We start from the raw sequence: 16,353 nt of genomic DNA on the forward strand, positions 1-16,353 counted from the left end.
TCTCAGTTGCCGGAGAACTCGGTGTACTCGTCGGCGGAGAGCAGGTCCTTCGGCTCCTCCGCCATGCGTACCTTGAACAGCCAGCCGCCCTCGAAGGGCGCGGAGTTCACCAGCGACGGGTCGTCCACGACGTCCTGGTTCGCGGCGGTGACCTCACCGGTCACCGGCGAGTACAGGTCGCTCACGGACTTGGTCGACTCCAGCTCGCCGCAGGTCTCGCCCGCGGTCACCGTGTCACCGACCTCGGGGAGCTGGGCGTAGACGACATCGCCGAGCGCGTTGGCGGCGAATTCGGTGATACCGATCGTGGCGACACCGTCCTCGACGGCCGACAGCCACTCGTGCTCCTTGCTGTAACGCAGCTGCTGGGGGTTGCTCATGACCTGAATTCTCCTGTACGCGGGGGAGTGCTGATGAACGGTGGTCTTACGGTGTGAGACGGGACTACGTCACTTCCGAGGTGCGCGGACGTCACTTCTGACGCTTGTAGAACGGCAGCGCGACGACCTCGTAGGGCTCATGGCTGCCCCGGATGTCCACTCCGACGCCCGCGGTACCGGGCGTGGCGTGCGCGGCATCCACGTACGCCATGGCGATCGGCTTGCCCAGGGTGGGCGACGGGGCGCCCGAGGTGACCTCGCCGACGACCTCGCCCCCGGCGACCACGGAAAAGCCGGCGCGCGGCACGCGGCGGCCCTCGGCGACCAGGCCGACCAGCTTGCGGGGCGGGGCGGTCTCGGCGCGCTCGGCGGCGGCCTCCAGGGCCTCGCGGCCGACGAAGTCGCCCTCCTTCTCGAACTTCACGACCCGGCCGAGACCGGCGTCGAACGGGGTCAGCCCGGTGGTCAGCTCGTGCCCGTAGAGCGGCATGCCCGCCTCCAGGCGCAGCGTGTCGCGGCAGGAGAGCCCGCACGGGATCAGGCCGCGAGAGGCGCCCGCCTCGGTGAGGGCCTTCCACAGCTGCTCGGCGTGCTCGGGGGCGACGAACAGCTCGAAGCCGTCCTCGCCGGTGTAGCCGGTACGGGCGATCAGCGCGGGGACACCGGCGACGGTGCCGGGCAGACCGGCGTAGTACTTCAGGCCGTCCAGGTCGGCGTCGGTGACGGCGGCCAGGATGGCGGGGGACTCGGGGCCCTGGACGGCGAGCAGCGCGTACGCGTCGCGGTCGTCGCGCACCTCGGTGTCGAAACCGCCGGCCCGCGCGGTCAGCGCGTCCAGCACGATCTGGGCGTTGCCGGCGTTGGCGACCACCATGTACTCGGTCTCGCCCAGCCGGTAGACGATCAAGTCGTCCAGGATGCCGCCGTCCTCGGCGCAGATCATCGTGTAGCGGGCGCGGCCCACGGAGACGGTGGCGATGTTGCCGACCAGCGCGAAGTTCAGGAAGGCCGCGGCCTCGGGGCCGGCGACGGTGATCTCGCCCATGTGCGACAGGTCGAAGAGACCGGCCCTGGTGCGGACCGCGTTGTGCTCGTCGCGCTCGCTGCCGTACCGCAGGGGCATGTCCCAGCCAGCGAAGTCGGTCATGGTCGCGCCCAGCGAACGGTGCAGGGCATCGAGGGCGGTGAGACGGGGGGCGGTGCTCATGGATGTGGCTCCCAGGGCATGACGACAGGACGATCCCTCCCCATCTGTCATCGGAACCTGAGAGGTTCGCCGAGAGCCCCATGAGGGGTTCGGCTTGCACCTTGGGTGGAGCCGCGGAGCGGCCCGCTTTTCAGATCTGCCTCATCCACGCGGTACGGGGCCTGAGAGATTCAAGGGAGGAACTTGCTCCTTCGGCGCCCGGCACATGCAGTGACCGGAGCTCTCCCGCGCGGATTCAAGCGGCCTTTATGCAGTTGGCCCGGTCATCATTGCACGCGTCGCGCTGGAGTGGATCCCCGGTCCCTCGCGGGAATCAACGGCGTGGACGGTTGTGCCGCATTACCTTTTCTTTACACTTCAGAGGCATGCGTGGGGTGACCCGACAGGGGGAGGGGCGATGACGTTGCAGCGATACGCGACGACCGCGGGGGTCGCGCACGGAGCGATGCCCGCACAGCCGGGGGCGGCACCTGTCGCGGAAGCGCGTGGCCCGCACGCGCCCGTCGTAAGGGACCTGCGGGAGCGGGGCGGGCGCGGCCCGCACAGCCTGCACTTCTCGGCGGGCGACGTGGTGGTGGTGTCCGGGCTGCCCGGCAGCGGCAAATCCACCCTCATCCGGCGGACGGTGACGACGGCCCACGCCATCGACTCCCAGGACACCCGGGACCGCTGGGCGGGGCTCGTGCCCGCGTTATTCCCGTACGCCCTCTACCGCCCCCTCGTCCGCGTCGCCCACTACTGGGGGCTGTGGCGGGTGCTGCGCTCCGGCGATTCCGTCGTCGTCCACGACTGCGGAACCCAGGCGTGGGTACGCGGCTGGCTGGCCCGTGCCGCCCGGCGCCGGGGCCGCGTCCTGCACCTCGTCCTGCTCGACGTCACACCGCAGACGGCGAGGAACGGCCAGCGGGAACGCGGCCGCGGCGTCTCCGGATACGCCTTCGCCCGGCACCGCAGGGCGGTGGGGAGGCTGTTGCGGGGCACCGAGACCGGCCTGCTGCCGCCCGGGTGCGCCTCGGCGGTGCTGCTGGACCGGGAGGCGGCCGGGCTGCTGGCCCGGATCGCGTTCGTGGACGTACAGGGCCCGGGAGCCGGACGTTAACCTTCTGCCGGAAGGCTCGGGGAAGAAGGGGAAGCAGTGGACATTCCGGCACAGGGTCAGTCCCATCCGCAGAGCGGATGGCCCGCCAATGAGCTCGAAGAGGTGCTGATGGCCTCGGTGGGCAGCCCGGAGGCGGGCGGACGGCTCGTCGAGGTGCTCGGGCGCAGCCAGGTCTGGGTGCCCCTGCCCGCCGGCGGCGGACCCGACTCCGCCGACCTGGACCTGCCGACGCTGGAGATCGAGGGTGCCGCGTACGTCCCCGTGTTCAGCTCCGAACAGCAGTTCCTCAGTTGTGTCGGTACCGCCATGTCCTTCGCCGTCGCGCCCGCCCGCGATCTCGCCCGCGGACTGCCCCCGCAGCTCGGCATCGCGGTGAACCCGGGCGGCGCCGTCGGGATGCCGGTGCCACCGCTCGCGGTGGCCGAGCTCTGCCGCGCCGGACGCACCCCGCTGGACGGACCGGCCAGCGGCGGCCGGGTCCGGCTGTACGAGCCGGACTGGAAGGAGGAGCCCGTCGACTTCCTCGCCGCGGCGGCCGGTGAATTCGAGGAGAGCGGTGTCGTACTCACCGCGCGCCGGACACTGGCCAGCATCGAGGGGGGCGAGCCCGTCCTCTTCATAGGCGTGGAGTTCTCCACCTGGGAGGGCGCCGGGCGCAACGCCCCCATGGACGCCCTCGGCCGTGCGCTCGGCCGCGTCGAGGTGCCCTGGCCGGTCAATCTGGTCCTGCTCGATGTGGCGCAGGACCCGGTCGGGGACTGGATGCGGGAGAAGGTCCGGCCGTTCTACCGGCGCGAGACCCAGTAGCACGCCGACGGCTCCGGAGCCGATTGCCACGTCGGCCCATGGCGTCAAGTCGGTGTCAGGACCGGCGCATAAGCTGGTTTGATGGCTGGTGCCACGGCATCATGCCGCACCCGTGTGCCCCGGGAGCGGCGGGCCGACACAGTGGCACAGTGGATCGAAGAGGGGCGGGACCAGGTGAGTGCGTCAGGCACCGCGGCGGCCGGGCAGGTCGAGCACATGCTGCGCCAAGTGACGCCCGGGCGCTACGACGCGTACGAGGCACTGCTGCAGGCCCTCGCGAACGACCGGATCTGGATGCTCCTCTGGCACGGTCAGGCGGGCTCGCCCGACGCCCAGTACGGGAACATGGAGGTCGACGGCCTCGGCTACGCCCCCTGTGTGACCTCCGCCCAGGAGCTCTCCGCCAGCGGCTGGAACCGGGCCCATGAGCTCGTCGCCGGTCGCGACATCGCCCGCGCCCTCTTCCCCGACCGCTGGGGCATCTGGCTCAACCCGCACGCCCCGGGCGGCGGTGTCGGCATCCCCTGGCTGGACCTGCGTCGGATCGCCACCGGCCTCGACCGGATGCCCGCGGGCCCGCTCCGGCTCACCGAGCCGGCCATCGAGATCCCGCAGTTCTACGCCCTGCTCACGCAGAACGCCCACCACACCCCCGCGATCCGCTCGCTGCGCCGCGCCTGGGTACAGCCCGCGCTCGGGGTCCCGTATCTCGCCATCGGCCTCGATCTCTACGACACGAGCCAGCCCTCGGTCGATGCCGTGCGCGCGATGATGCAGCAGTCGATCGGCGCGGTCCCGGACGGGCTGCCCGTCTCCACGGTCGCGATGTCCGACGAGTACGACCCGGTCGCGATGTGGCTGCGCGCCAACACCCGCCCGTTCTACGACCGCGAGGCGCACGCCCCGGCGGCCCCGGCGGCCGGCTACGGCTACCCGCCGCCGCAGGGCGCGTACTGAGCCTGCCGGCGGTCGTGTTCGTACCGGCGCACCCCGGCGTACCCGGGACGGCAGGTGTACGTGCCGGGTGTGCCGGGAATGCATGCGTATGGCCCTGATTGCCGGAACGAACGTACGTATCCGGCATCAACTCCCCGAATCCCGGCCCGCGTTCCCCTTCCGCATGTCTCCGCGCTCCCGTGCGCACCTCGCGGAACCCTCCGCGTGGCTTCCCGCACCCCATGTCCGAGATCTCCGTGCTGGGGGCGTCTGGTGGTGAAAGCGACGTGAATCTACGCACGTGCCCCCTTCCGCCTCAACTGACCTGTGTTCGGCGGGCGTTCACATCCGTCCGGATAACGGAACACCCCTGACCGCATCACGGTTAGGCATCCATTCGCCTGACGGTATGGCTACCGCGCGCAACAGCAATGAAGACTCCCGCAGCAAGGGCGTCCTGCCGCCTCTGTGTACGACTGACTGATCCGTGCCGCCACAGCGGCCAGTTCGGCCCGGCCACCGCCGGTTGAGAGGGGTCCTTGCCACGATGACGGCACCACTGCATGAGCCGACCACGGAAGCGGACCCGATCGCGACCAGTGGTCCCGCAGCCGACTCCGGGGTGAAGAAGGTCGAGGGACGGTCTCTCAAGCAGATCGCCTGGAACCGCCTGAAGCAGGACAAGGTCGCGCTGACGGGTGGCATCGTTGTCCTCGTCCTGATCGTGGTGGCGATCTTCGCCCCCCTCATCGTGGGCCTGCTGGGGCACCCGCCGAACGACTTCCACCAGGACAAGCTCGACCCGCTGACCAATCTCCCCACCGGTTCCCTCGGCGGCGTGAGCGGCGACTTCCTCTTCGGCGTCGAGCCCAACAAGGGGCGCGACGTCTTCAGCCGGATCGTCTACGGCGCCCGGATCTCGCTGCTCGTGGCCTTCCTCGCGGCCCTGGTCGCGGTGGCGCTCGGCACGCTCTTCGGGATCATCGCCGGCTACTTCGGCGGCTGGGTCGACGCGGTGATCAGCCGGGTCATGGACGTGCTGCTGTCCTTCCCGCAGCTCCTGTTCATCATCTCCCTCGTCTCCGTCCTCCCCGACGATCTGCTCGGCCTCACCGGCAGCGGGGTGCGCATCGCCGTACTCGTCGCCGTCATCGGATTCTTCGGCTGGCCGTACGTGGGACGCATCGTCCGGGGCCAGACGCTCTCGCTGCGCGAGCGCGAGTACGTGGAGGCGGCGCGCAGCCTCGGCGGGGGGCGCGGGCACATCCTCTTCCGTGAGTTGCTGCCGAACCTGGTGGCGCCGATCACCGTCTACGCGACGCTCATGATCCCCACCAACATCCTCACCGAAGCGGCCCTCAGCTTCCTCGGCGCCGGTGTCCGGCCGCCCACGGCCTCCTGGGGCGGCATGCTGCGGGACGCCCTGGAGACGTACGAGCACGACCCGATGTTCATGGTCTTCCCGGGCGTGACGATCTTCATCACCGTACTGGCCTTCAACCTCTTCGGGGACGGGCTGCGCGACGCCCTGGATCCCAAGGGGACCCGATAGCCCACGACTTGCCCCTGCCGCACTGTCAGGTGGCTCTTCCCATGGTTCTCCGGCAAGCAATGGCCTGGGACCGCGATCTCGGAGGTTACGAGAAAATGTCCACAGTTACCTCGAAACGACGGCTCACCGCTGGTGCGGCTCTCGTGGTCGCGGCGCTGATGACCACCTCGGCGTGCGGCGGCGGCGGCGATGACGGCGGCAGCGGCGGCGGCAGCAAGGCGAAGGGCGCCGGCTTCAACGCGGCGTTCAACAAGGTCGCCAACCCGTCCACCAAAACGGGTGGAACCCTGAAGATGGTCGGCAAGCAGGACCTCGACTCCGCCGACCCCCAGCGTGCCTACTACGGCATGGCCTGGGACTTCATGCGCTTCTACACCCGCCAGCTGGTCACGTACGACGCCAAGCCCGGCGCCGCCTCCACCAAGCTGGTCGGCGACCTCGCCACCGGCCCCGGTGTGATCTCGGACGGCGGCAAGACGTACACGTACAAGCTGCGGGACGGCCTCACTTGGGAGGACGGCTCCAAGCTGACCTCCAAGGACGTCAAGTACGGCATCGAGCGCATCTGGGCGACGGACACCATCACCGGTGGCCCGCAGTACCTGATGCAGACGCTGGACCCCAAGCACGAGTACAAGGGCCCGTACAAGGACACGTCCGCGGACAAGCTCGGTCTGAAGGCGATCGAGACGCCCGACGACAACACCATCATCTTCAAGCTGCCCAAGCCCAACGGTGACTTCGAGCAGTTCCTCGCCATGCCGTCCGGCTCGCCCGTGAAGGCGTCGGAGGACACCAAGGCGAAGTACACCCAGCGGCCGTTCTCCTCGGGCCCGTACAAGTTCGAGACGTACAAGCCGGGCAAGAGCATCGTGCTCGTCCGCAACGACAAGTGGCAGAAGTCCTCGGACCCGGTCCGTGCCGCGCTCCCGGACAAGGTCACGGTGACGATCTCCGCCAACCTGGAGGAGAACGACAAGAAGCTGATGGAGGGCGACTACGACGTCGACCTCAACGGCACCGGCATGACCCAGTCCGGCCGTGTGACCGCCGTCCAGGACCACAAGGACAGCGTCGACAACATGCAGACGTCCTTCGTCCGCTACGTCGCGCTCGTCCACACGGCGAAGCCGCTGGACAACGTCCACTGCCGCAAGGCCGTCTTCTACGCCACGGACTTCGCGGCCCTGCAGCAGACCCGCGGTGGCGAGATCGCCGGTGGCGCGATCGCCAACAGCACCCTGCCGGCCTCCATCAAGGGCCACAGCGACTACGACCCGTACGGTGTCCTCGCCCGCAAGGGCAAGCCGGACGCCGCCAAGGCCAAGGAAGAGCTGAAGGCCTGCGGCAAGCCGGGCGGCTTCTCCACCAAGCTCAGCGCCCGTAACAACAACCCGGGCGAGGTCGACACCGCCGAGGCGCTCCAGGAGCAGCTCGGCAAGGTCGGCATCAAGATCGAGGTCGACCCGATCGACGGCGCCGAGGCCTCCAGCATCACCGGTTCGCCGTCCGTCGTGAAGAAGCGCGGCTACGGCATGACGATGAGCGGCTGGGGTCCGGACTTCCCGTCCGGCCAGGGCTTCGGCCAGCCGCTGTGGGACAGCCGGTTCCTGTCCGAGACCGGTAACTACAACGAGTCGCAGCTCAAGGACCCGCAGATCGACAAGATCTTCGACGACGCGATCGCGGAGACCGACCCGGTCAAGGCCGGCGAGATCTACAAGAGCCTCGACAAGCGGATCCTGGACCAGGCCGACTGGATGCCCTTCATCTACGAGAAGAACATCACCTGGCGCGGTAAGCGACTGACGAACGCCTACATGGCCGACGCGTACAACGGCCGTTACGACTACGTCTCGCTCGGCGTCGTCAAGTAATCGCTGTAGTCAACAGCATGTGCAGTCAACCCGGTTGACTGCTCCACCGCCGCCGAAACCCGCCAGTCCGAAGGGCAGGTGATGGCCCGGGGCGGTGGCCGGGAGCCCCCACAAGGGGTTCCCGGCCACCGGCGGGCCGCGCACAGTGCTTGCTTATCTCATCCGGCGCCTGTTCGCCGTAGTCATCATGGTGCTCGTCGTACTGCTCGCGACCTTCACCATCTTCTTCATGCTGCCCAAGTGGGCGGGTCAGGACGTCGCAGTCCTCTTCGCCGGCAAGGCTTCCGGTGCCGAGCAGCTCCAGGGCATCCGGATAAAACTGGGTCTCGACGACCCCCTCCTCGTCCAGTTCTGGGACTTCGTCAAGGGCATCCCGATGGGGCGCGACTACGCGAACGGTGACGACGTCACCCACTGCGCAGCACCCTGCTTCGGCTACTCCTTCCGCACTGAAGTGCCGGTCTGGACCACCCTCAAGGACGCCCTGCCCGTGACCGGCGCCCTTGCCGCAGGTGCCTGCGTCCTGTGGCTCATCGGCGGCGTCGCCACGGGTGTCGTGTCCGCGCTCAGGCGTGGCACCATCTGGGACCGTGCCGCGATGACCACCGCCCTCGCCGGCGTCTCCCTGCCGATCTTCTTCACCGGCATGGTCGCGATGGGCCTGTTCGTGCACAACTTCGGCTGGGTGCACATCGCCGACAACCTCTCCACGGACGACGGCATCGGCACCTGGTTCCAGAGCCTGATCCTGCCGTGGATCGTGCTCGCCTTCCTGAACGCCGCGATGTACGCCCGGCTCACCAGAGCCACCATGCTCGACGTGCTCGGTGAGGACTACATCCGCACCGCCCGCTCCAAGGGCCTTGGCGAGGGGACCGTCATCACCCGGCACGCCCTGCGCTCCGCGATGACGCCGATCCTCACCGTCTTCGGCCTGGACATCGGCGTGCTCCTCGGCGGCGCCGTCCTCACCGAGTCCACCTTCAACCTGCCCGGGCTCGGGCTCGCGGCCGTCCAGGCCATCAGCAACAAGGACCTGCCCGTGATCCTCGGCGTCACACTGTTCGCGGCTCTCGCGATCGCCGTCGCCAACCTCGTCGTCGACATTCTGTACGCCGTCATCGACCCGCGAGTGAGGCTGGGATGACCGAACTGCACAAGAGCGGTGCCGCACTGGGCGAACCCGCCCCGGCCGGCTCGCCCGCTCCCACCGCCTTCCTCGACGTGCGCGACCTGAAGGTGCACTTTCCGACCGACGACGGCCTGGTCAAGTCCGTCGACGGGCTCAGTTTCACGTTGGAGAAGGGCAAGACCCTCGGTATCGTCGGCGAGTCCGGCTCCGGCAAGTCCGTCACGTCGCTGGGCATCATGGGCCTGCACACCGCGGGCCAGTACGGAAAGCGCAAGGCACAGCTCTCCGGCGAGATCTGGCTGGACGGCAAGGAACTGCTGTCCGCGGACCCCGACGAGGTGCGCAAGCTGCGCGGCCGCGACATGGCCATGATCTTCCAGGACCCGCTGTCCGCGCTGCACCCGTACTACACGATCGGCAAGCAGATCGTGGAGGCGTACCGGGTCCATCACGACGTGGACAAGAAGACCGCGCGCAAGCGGGCGATCGAGATGCTCGACCGGGTCGGCATCCCGCAGCCCGACAAGCGCGTCGACAGTTACCCGCACGAGTTCTCCGGCGGGATGCGCCAACGCGCGATGATCGCCATGTCGCTGGTCAACAACCCCGAGCTGCTCATCGCAGACGAGCCGACGACCGCGCTGGACGTCACCGTCCAGGCGCAGATCCTCGACCTGATCCGGGATCTGCAGAAGGAGTTCGGCTCCGCGGTCATCGTCATCACCCACGACCTGGGGGTCGTGGCGGAGCTCGCCGACGACATCCTGGTGATGTACGGCGGGCGCTGCATCGAGCGCGGACCGGCCGAGCAGGTGTTCTACGAGCCCCGGCACCCCTACACCTGGGGTCTGCTGGGTTCGATGCCGCGTCTCGACCGCGACCAGACCGACCGGCTCATCCCGGTCAAGGGTTCGCCGCCGTCGCTCATCAACATCCCGTCGGGCTGTGCCTTCAACCCGCGTTGCCCGTACGCGGATGTGCCCAAGGACGACGTCACCCGCACCGTACGGCCCGAGCTGCAGGAGGTCGGCAGCCGGCACTGGGCGGCCTGCCACATGTCGCAGGAGCAGCGGGAGCGTATCTGGACCGAAGAGATTGCGCCCAAGCTGTGAGCGAGGACAAGGCCGTGACGAGCGAGGACAAGGGCGTGGACGTTCCGGCGCAGAGGCCTGCCGGGGGCGGCGGGACGGTCAAGGGCGCCGCCTCACGCGAGGTGCTGCTCAAGGTGACCGGGCTGCAGAAGCACTTCCCCCTCAAGAAGGGGCTGCTGCAGCGCAGCGCCGGTGCCGTGAAGGCCGTAGACGGGATCGACTTCGAGGTGCACTCGGGCGAGACCCTGGGCGTCGTCGGGGAGTCCGGCTGCGGAAAGTCGACGATGGGCCGGCTGGTCACCCGGCTGCTCGAACCCACCGCGGGGAAGATCGAGTTCGAGGGCCAGGACATCACGCACCTCGGCGTCGGCGCCATGCGCCCGATGCGCCGGGACATGCAGATGATCTTCCAGGACCCGTTCTCCTCGCTGAACCCCCGGCACACGATCGGCACGATCGTGTCGGCCCCCTTCAAGCTGCAGGGCGTCACGCCCGAGGGCGGCGTCAAGAAGGAGGTGCAGCGGCTGCTGGAGGTCGTGGGTCTCAACCCCGAGCACTACAACCGCTATCCGCACGAGTTCTCCGGCGGTCAGCGTCAGCGCATCGGGATCGCCCGCGCGCTCGCGCTCAACCCCAAGCTGGTCGTGGCGGACGAGCCGGTGTCGGCACTGGACGTCTCCATCCAGGCGCAGGTGGTGAACCTGCTCGACGATCTCCAGGCCGAGCTGGGTCTGACATACGTGATCATCGCCCATGACCTCTCGGTCGTCCGGCACGTCTCGGACCGGATCGCGGTGATGTACCTCGGCAAGATCGTGGAGCTGGCCGACCGCGAGTCGCTCTACAAGGCTCCGATGCACCCGTACACCAAGGCGCTGCTCTCGGCGGTCCCGATCCCGGACCCGAAGCGCCGCTCGGCCAAGAGTGAGCGCATCCTGCTGAAGGGCGACGTGCCGTCGCCGATCTCGCCGCCCAGCGGCTGCCGCTTCCACACCCGGTGCTGGAAGGCGACGCAGGTCTGCAAGACGCAGGAGCCGCCGCTGGTCGCGCTGAAGACCGGGCACCAGGTGGCCTGCCACCATCCGGAGAACGCGCCGGACCAGGTACCCGGCGAGACGGTGACGGCGGCCGCGCGCGAGGCGATCGAGGTCGTCGCGGTGGGGAAGCCGGAGTCCGGTGCCGTACGGAAGCCGGCGGCCGACGAGAACGCGGCGGAGGAGAACGCGGCGGAGGGCAACGCGGCCGACGAGAACGCGGCGGAGGAGAACGCGGCGGAGGAGAGCCGGGCCCAGGGCAACGCGGCCGGCGAGAACGCGGCCGGCGACGGCGCCGCATCGCCCGAAACGCCGGAGGACAGCCCGAAGGAGTAGTACCGGCACAATTGCCCGGTGCTCAACGAACTGTTCACGTCCTCCGTCCAGCATGCGCTCGACATCGCCGGAATCTTCGTCTTCGCGATCTCCGGCGCACTGCTCGCCGTACGCAAGAACTTCGATGTCTTCGGCATCGCGGTACTCGCCGAGGTGACCGCGCTGGGCGGGGGGCTGTTCCGTGACATCGTCATCGGGGCGGTCCCGCCTGCGGCTTTCACGGATCTCGGCTACTTCACCACCCCGCTCTTCGCCGCCTTCCTGGTGTTCTTCCTGCACCCGCAGGTCGAACGGATCCAGGTGGGCGTCAACGTCTTCGACGCGGCCGGCCTCGGGCTGTTCTGCGTCACGGGCACGGTCAAGGCGTACGGCTACGGCCTCGGCCTCACCGCGTCGGCGGCCCTGGGCCTGGCCACCGCGGTCGGCGGCGGTGTGCTGCGTGACGTCCTGGCCAACGAGGTGCCCTCGCTGCTGCGCTGGGACCGCGACCTGTACGCGGTGCCCGCGATCGTCGGCGCCACGGTGATCGTGCTGTGCATCCGCTTCGAGGTGCTCAACGGGTTCACCAGCGGTGCCGCGGTGATCACGGCCTTCGTGCTGCGGCTGCTCTCGATGCGCTACCACTGGCGTGCCCCGCGCGCCTACAACCGGCGGTCGGCGACGCCCGAGGAGGGGTCCGAGGCCACCTGACAAGTCCCGCGCCGACAGTTCTCCCGCCCGACTGGCCCCGCGCCCGACAGATCCCGCGCCGACGCCGAACGCCGAGATCTTTCGGCCATCAGAAAGCTACCGCTCAGTAATACAATCAGTGTACGGTGCATGGCATGGCACAGGCAGCAGAGCGGGTGGCGCGGACCGCGCAGGCAACCATCGGGGACAGCGAGTTCGACCGCGACACCGCCGTCATCCTTCGCGAGGAAGGCGTCTACGACGCGGAACTCTCCGCCGGATGGACGATCATCCGTGCGGTCAACGGTGGCTATTTGCTGGCCATGCTCGGCCGTGCGCTCGGCGAGGCCCTGCCGCATCCGGACCCCTTCTCGGTCTCCGCGCACTACCTCACCGCGTCCGTCCCGGGCCCCGCGGTGATCCGCACCCAGACGGTCCGCACCGGCCGCACCCTCTCCACCGGTCAGGCCTCCCTCTTCCAGTACGCGGAGGACGGCACCGAGGTCGAGCGCATCCGGGTCCTCGCCACCTACGGCGATCTGGACGCGCTGTCCGACGAGGTCCGCACATCGGCGAAGCCGCCGGCCATCCCGCCGCAGGCGCACTGCCTCGGCCCGGGCGACGGCCCGGCCCGGATTCCCGGCAGCTCCGCCATCACCGAGCGGCTCGACATCCAGCTCGACCCGGCGACGGTCGGCTGGGCCGTCGGCGCACCCTCCGGTAAGGGCGAGATGCGCGGCTGGTTCGGTCTCGCGGACGGCCGCGACGCCGATCCGCTCTCGCTGCTGCTCACCGTCGACGCGCTGCCGCCCACCTCGTTCGAACTGGGCCTCAAGGGCTGGACGCCGACCATCGAGCTCACCACCCACATCCGCTGCCGCCCCGCCCCCGGCCCCCTGCGCGTCTCCATCACCACCCGCAACCTCGCGGGCGGCTTCCTGGAGGAGGACGCGGACGTCTGGGACAGCGCGGACCGGCTGGTGGCCCAGTCCCGCCAGCTGGCACGCGCACCGCGCTCCTGACGGCCGGCGGCGGGGAAGGGGCAGTGGCCGGGAAAAGCTGGTGAGGTGAAATCCGACCGGCTGTTCTCGATCCTCCTGCTGCTCCAGACCCGCGGCCTGGTGCCGGCCACCGAGCTCGCCGAGCGCCTCGAAGTCTCCGTACGCACCATCTACCGGGACATCGAGGCGCTCTCCGCCTCCGGCGTCCCGGTCTACGCCGAACGCGGGCGGCACGGCGGCATCGTGCTGCTGCCCGGGTTCCGTACCGATGTCACCGGGCTCACCGCCGACGAGGCGCGCGCCCTCTTCGTCCTCGCCGCCGAGGGTGCCCACGCCGCGCTCGGCCTCGACGAGGCGCTCGGCTCCGCGCTGCGCAAGGTGATGGCCGCCCTGCCCGCACCCCACCGGCCCGTCGCCTGCACGCCGGGGCGCTGACGGGGGAGCCGTGCCCGGAGGAGAGCGGGGAGTGGCTGCGGGCCGAGCTGACCGTCGACTCGGTCGAGTGGGCCCGCTCCCTGCTCTCCTTCGGCCCGAACGTGGAAGTGCTCTCGCCGCCCGAGGCGCGGGACGTCCTCGCCCGCCGCGCGGCGGCGGTAGTGGCGCTGTACGGACAGGCGGGCACACCGTGATCCGTACGAGGGGCCCTAAGGGGTATCGGCTCCGCCCGCGTCGTCCAGCCAGTGCCGCCTGCCGAGGGTGACCAGTCTCAGCCGGCGGCGGGCCACCCCGGCCACCTCCCGCTCGCCCTCCGGCCCCGCGTCCAGCAGCGCCGACGCGGTGATCACCATGTGGTCGACGTAGAGGCCGCCGAGCATCAGCAGGTCCTCCTCGCTCCAGCCCCGGGACTCCGGCTCCTCGGCGAGCGCGGCCGCCACCTCCTCGGCGAACCGCCGCAGTTGGGCCGCTATGGCCCCGCGGACCGGGCCGACGCCGCCGTGCTGTTCACGGGCGATGAAACGGAAGTGGGCGGGCTGTTCGCCGACATGGCGCATGATCAGCTCGATGCTGCGGTCCAGGCGCTCCTCGCTGTCACCGGTCTCGGCGAGCGTCGCCCCGATCATCCCGTGCAGGCTGCCCAGCGCCTCCTCGACGAGCGCCACACCGAGCGCCGCGGTGTCGTCGAAGTGCCGGTAGAAGGCGGTGGGCGTGACGCCCGCGGCCCGCGTCACCTCGCGCAGCCCGAGGCTGCTGAGGCTCTGGTGCTCCAGGAGTCCGAGTGCGGCATCCAGCAGTGCCTGACGGGTTCTCAGCTTCTGGGTCTGGCGGACGCCGACGGTGTGACTCATGCCATTCAGTAAACAACTGTTCTCCGGGGCGGGGAAGTGGCGGACGGGTCTAGGCTGACAAGTCAGTGAACAGTCGTACTCTCAAGTGCTCGTGGAGAGCCTGCGGAAAGGCTGAACATGATCGTCCTCGTCGTCGCCCTGCTCCTGCTCGGGGTCGTGCTCGGAGCGGTGGTCCAGCTGCCGCTGCCGCTGTCCCTCGCGCTGGCCGCCGTGATCGGCTGCTGGCTGCTGATCTTCGCCGTACGGGAACGGGCCGGCGCGCAGCGCCGTTCGCGCTGACCGCCGTCCCGAGCACCGACCAGAAGGAGCCCGCACCATGACACTCACCGCATCGGTCCACCGCCCGGAAACGGATGACGGAACAACGGCCGCCGGGGCCGAAACCGGCCCTGTGGCCGGCCCCGAAGCCGGCCCCGATCCTGTGGCCGCCGCCACCACCGCGACCCGGCCGGGCAGCCGCAGCGCCCGGACCCGGGACGCCGACGGGCTGGCCGTCGCCTCGTTCGTGCTCGGGCTCGTCGGTCTGCTGGTGATGAACATCCTGCTCGGCCCGGCCGCGATCGTCATGGCGGTCATCGCCCTCGTCCGCTCCACTTCCCGCCGCGGCCGCGCCCTGCTCGGGCTTGCGCTCGGCGTCGCCGACCTCGTGGTCCTCGCCTTCCTCGTCACCGGAAACGGCGTCGTCGCCTGGAACTTCGGCGGCTGAACCGGGCGGAGCGGACCCCGCCGCCGCGGTGCGCGGGCCCCGGGACACCATGCGCCCGCCGTACGCCCCGCCTCGGGCTCGCGGAAACCGTGCCGTCCTCTGACCGCCCGGCAGGGCCGCCCGCATCCTGTTCGATTTCGATCATGGATGGCACAGTGGGCGTCCGTTCGGGGTGGGCTGCGGGGAGGGAGAGGGCGCGTGCTGGAGATAGCAGGGATCGGGGCGGCGGAGGAGCGGGTCTACCGCCACCTGGTGGAGGTACGAGGTGCGGGCGCGGACGAGATCGTCCAACGGCTCCACATCCGGGAACGCGAGGCGGCGTCGCTTCTGTCCTCCCTGCATGACAAAGGCCTGGTCGGGCGACTGCCGGGCGACGGCGGCATGCGGTACGTACCCGTCCCGCCGGACGTGGCGCTGCAGCCCCTGCTGGCGCGTGGCCAAGAGGCGCTGGAGTGGGCGCGGCGTGGCGTGGAACAGTTGGCCGAGGAGTACCGGGCGGGCGGCCGACGCCATGACGCCGGGCAACTGGTCGAGGTGATCACCGGGGCCGGCGCCATCCGTCAGCAGCTGCGCCAACTCGCCTACGGGGCCCGCAGCGACCTGCGATGGTTCTGCAAGGCCGATCCCGTGGCGCTGCGCGCCCAGGACAACGACGAGGAGTTCGAACTGCTCGCCCAGGGCATCCGCTACGAGGCGATCTACGAACGGGCCTGCCTGGAGCAGCCCGGCATGGTCGACAACGTCGCCCAGGGCATCCGCGCCGGTGAAACGGCCCGCGCCACCAGCACACTCCCCGTGCGCATGGTCATCGTCGACAGCTCTGTCGCCGTCTGCCCCCTGATGCCGAGCAGCACGACCGGCGCCCGCGGCGAGCCGACCGCCGCGATCATCCGCAGCAGCACTCTCCTGGACGCCCTCGTCGCCCTGTTCGACATCCAGTGGGCTGCGGGGACCCCGCTGCACGTCACGGAGGCGGGCGAGCTGGCCGACTTCGCCGGCGGCATGGGACCGGGCGGCAGTCTCGCCGACGACGAGCGCTACCTGCTCTCCCTGGTCGTCGCGGGCGTGGCGGACAAGGCGATCGCCACCCAACTGCGTGTCAGCCACCGCACGGTGCAGCGCCGGATCACCGCGCTGATGCAGCGGGCGGGCGCGAAGACGCGTACGCAGCTGGTGTGGCAGGCGGCGCGGCGCGACTGGCTGTCGTAGGACGCACGGAAGCCGCGACCGGGGCCGGTCG

The 16,353-nt window shown here is 69.9% G+C and carries 16 protein-coding genes, 2 pseudogenes and 1 riboswitch; of the genes and pseudogenes, 15 read left to right on the plus strand and 3 right to left on the minus strand.

The window, feature by feature from the left end:
• Positions 1–2: 2 nt before the first annotated feature.
• Positions 3–380, minus strand: a complete 378-nt coding sequence (gene gcvH / locus ACFU8Q_RS03055) for a glycine cleavage system protein GcvH (protein ID WP_327272806.1) — start codon at positions 378–380, stop codon at positions 3–5.
• A gap of 91 nt (positions 381–471) precedes the next feature.
• Entirely contained in the window at positions 472–1,587 is a 1,116-nt protein-coding gene (gene gcvT / locus ACFU8Q_RS03060) for a glycine cleavage system aminomethyltransferase GcvT (RefSeq protein ID WP_384447086.1), read from the minus strand.
• A gap of 140 nt (positions 1,588–1,727) precedes the next feature.
• Positions 1,728–1,825, minus strand: a riboswitch (glycine riboswitch).
• A 159-nt stretch (positions 1,826–1,984) separates the two neighbouring features.
• On the opposite strand from gcvT, the gene ACFU8Q_RS03065 reads away from it, so the two are divergent.
• From ACFU8Q_RS03065 to ACFU8Q_RS03120, 12 genes and pseudogenes are all read left to right on the plus strand, one after another.
• Positions 1,985–2,686: an AAA family ATPase gene (locus ACFU8Q_RS03065; RefSeq protein WP_384447088.1), complete on the plus strand. Its 702-nt coding sequence runs from the start codon at positions 1,985–1,987 to the stop codon at positions 2,684–2,686.
• Between the two features lie 36 nt (positions 2,687–2,722).
• Positions 2,723–3,493 (plus strand): enhanced serine sensitivity protein SseB, encoded by a 771-nt coding sequence (locus tag ACFU8Q_RS03070; protein ID WP_384447089.1) that lies wholly within the window; start codon positions 2,723–2,725, stop codon positions 3,491–3,493.
• Between the two features lie 174 nt (positions 3,494–3,667).
• Complete coding sequence (locus ACFU8Q_RS03075; protein ID WP_384447090.1) at positions 3,668–4,450, plus strand: enhanced serine sensitivity protein SseB C-terminal domain-containing protein; 783 nt, start codon at positions 3,668–3,670, stop codon at positions 4,448–4,450.
• Between the two features lie 526 nt (positions 4,451–4,976).
• On the plus strand, positions 4,977–5,981 hold the full coding sequence (locus ACFU8Q_RS03080; RefSeq protein ID WP_384447092.1) for an ABC transporter permease: 1,005 nt from the start codon (positions 4,977–4,979) through the stop codon (positions 5,979–5,981).
• Between the two features lie 95 nt (positions 5,982–6,076).
• A complete protein-coding gene (locus ACFU8Q_RS03085) occupies positions 6,077–7,858 on the plus strand; it encodes an ABC transporter substrate-binding protein (RefSeq protein ID WP_384447093.1) in 1,782 nt (593 codons plus the stop codon).
• Between the two features lie 145 nt (positions 7,859–8,003).
• On the plus strand, positions 8,004–9,005 hold the full coding sequence (locus ACFU8Q_RS03090; protein WP_384447111.1) for an ABC transporter permease: 1,002 nt from the start codon (positions 8,004–8,006) through the stop codon (positions 9,003–9,005).
• The gene (locus tag ACFU8Q_RS03095; protein ID WP_384447095.1) at positions 9,002–10,102 is read left to right on the plus strand and encodes an ABC transporter ATP-binding protein; all 1,101 of its coding nucleotides are present in this window, start codon (positions 9,002–9,004) and stop codon (positions 10,100–10,102) included. Before ACFU8Q_RS03090 ends, ACFU8Q_RS03095 begins: the two co-directional genes overlap by 4 nt.
• Before the next feature lie 35 nt (positions 10,103–10,137).
• Positions 10,138–11,451 carry an ABC transporter ATP-binding protein gene (locus tag ACFU8Q_RS03100; protein WP_384447113.1) on the plus strand — a complete coding sequence of 438 codons (1,314 nt, stop codon included), beginning with the start codon at positions 10,138–10,140 and terminating at the stop codon, positions 11,449–11,451.
• Between the two features lie 18 nt (positions 11,452–11,469).
• Entirely contained in the window at positions 11,470–12,141 is a 672-nt protein-coding gene (locus ACFU8Q_RS03105; protein ID WP_384447097.1) for a trimeric intracellular cation channel family protein, read from the plus strand.
• Between the two features lie 134 nt (positions 12,142–12,275).
• On the plus strand, positions 12,276–13,142 hold the full coding sequence (locus tag ACFU8Q_RS03110) for a thioesterase family protein (RefSeq protein ID WP_384447098.1): 867 nt from the start codon (positions 12,276–12,278) through the stop codon (positions 13,140–13,142).
• A 45-nt stretch (positions 13,143–13,187) separates the two neighbouring features.
• Positions 13,188–13,538: pseudogene (locus tag ACFU8Q_RS03115) on the plus strand (helix-turn-helix transcriptional regulator); the annotation flags it as partial.
• A 65-nt stretch (positions 13,539–13,603) separates the two neighbouring features.
• A pseudogene (locus ACFU8Q_RS03120) lies at positions 13,604–13,657 on the plus strand (hypothetical protein); the annotation flags it as partial.
• Between the two features lie 108 nt (positions 13,658–13,765).
• Here ACFU8Q_RS03120 and ACFU8Q_RS03125 read toward each other — a convergent pair.
• The gene (locus ACFU8Q_RS03125; RefSeq protein ID WP_266905361.1) at positions 13,766–14,407 is read right to left on the minus strand and encodes a TetR family transcriptional regulator; all 642 of its coding nucleotides are present in this window, start codon (positions 14,405–14,407) and stop codon (positions 13,766–13,768) included.
• Positions 14,408–14,524: 117 nt separating this feature from the next.
• On the opposite strand from ACFU8Q_RS03125, the gene ACFU8Q_RS03130 reads away from it, so the two are divergent.
• The 3 genes from ACFU8Q_RS03130 to ACFU8Q_RS03140 all read left to right on the plus strand — a co-directional run bounded on the left by ACFU8Q_RS03130 (position 14,525) and on the right by ACFU8Q_RS03140 (position 16,322).
• Entirely contained in the window at positions 14,525–14,686 is a 162-nt protein-coding gene (locus ACFU8Q_RS03130; RefSeq protein WP_384447100.1) for a hypothetical protein, read from the plus strand.
• 37 nt (positions 14,687–14,723) lie between these two features.
• Positions 14,724–15,113 carry a DUF4190 domain-containing protein gene (locus tag ACFU8Q_RS03135; protein ID WP_384447102.1) on the plus strand — a complete coding sequence of 130 codons (390 nt, stop codon included), beginning with the start codon at positions 14,724–14,726 and terminating at the stop codon, positions 15,111–15,113.
• A 198-nt stretch (positions 15,114–15,311) separates the two neighbouring features.
• A complete protein-coding gene (locus ACFU8Q_RS03140; RefSeq protein WP_384447104.1) occupies positions 15,312–16,322 on the plus strand; it encodes a helix-turn-helix domain-containing protein in 1,011 nt (336 codons plus the stop codon).
• Positions 16,323–16,353: the final 31 nt, after the last annotated feature.

Source organism: Streptomyces sp. NPDC057543 (assembly GCF_042801895.1).
In the GTDB taxonomy this organism is placed as follows: domain Bacteria; phylum Actinomycetota; class Actinomycetes; order Streptomycetales; family Streptomycetaceae; genus Streptomyces.

What these genes read in the sequence shown, in the direction of transcription:
- gcvH (WP_327272806.1), bottom strand. Translation starts at nt 380, where the DNA reads ATGAGCAACCCCCAGCAGCTGCGTTACAGCAAGGAGCACGAGTGGCTG.
- gcvT (WP_384447086.1), bottom strand. Translation starts at nt 1,587, where the DNA reads ATGAGCACCGCCCCCCGTCTCACCGCCCTCGATGCCCTGCACCGTTCG.
- ACFU8Q_RS03065 (WP_384447088.1), top strand. Translation starts at nt 1,985, where the DNA reads ATGACGTTGCAGCGATACGCGACGACCGCGGGGGTCGCGCACGGAGCG.
- ACFU8Q_RS03080 (WP_384447092.1), top strand. Translation starts at nt 4,977, where the DNA reads ATGACGGCACCACTGCATGAGCCGACCACGGAAGCGGACCCGATCGCG.
- ACFU8Q_RS03085 (WP_384447093.1), top strand. Translation starts at nt 6,077, where the DNA reads ATGTCCACAGTTACCTCGAAACGACGGCTCACCGCTGGTGCGGCTCTC.
- ACFU8Q_RS03095 (WP_384447095.1), top strand. Translation starts at nt 9,002, where the DNA reads ATGACCGAACTGCACAAGAGCGGTGCCGCACTGGGCGAACCCGCCCCG.
- ACFU8Q_RS03110 (WP_384447098.1), top strand. Translation starts at nt 12,276, where the DNA reads ATGGCACAGGCAGCAGAGCGGGTGGCGCGGACCGCGCAGGCAACCATC.
- ACFU8Q_RS03125 (WP_266905361.1), bottom strand. Translation starts at nt 14,407, where the DNA reads ATGAGTCACACCGTCGGCGTCCGCCAGACCCAGAAGCTGAGAACCCGT.
- ACFU8Q_RS03130 (WP_384447100.1), top strand. Translation starts at nt 14,525, where the DNA reads ATGATCGTCCTCGTCGTCGCCCTGCTCCTGCTCGGGGTCGTGCTCGGA.
- ACFU8Q_RS03135 (WP_384447102.1), top strand. Translation starts at nt 14,724, where the DNA reads ATGACACTCACCGCATCGGTCCACCGCCCGGAAACGGATGACGGAACA.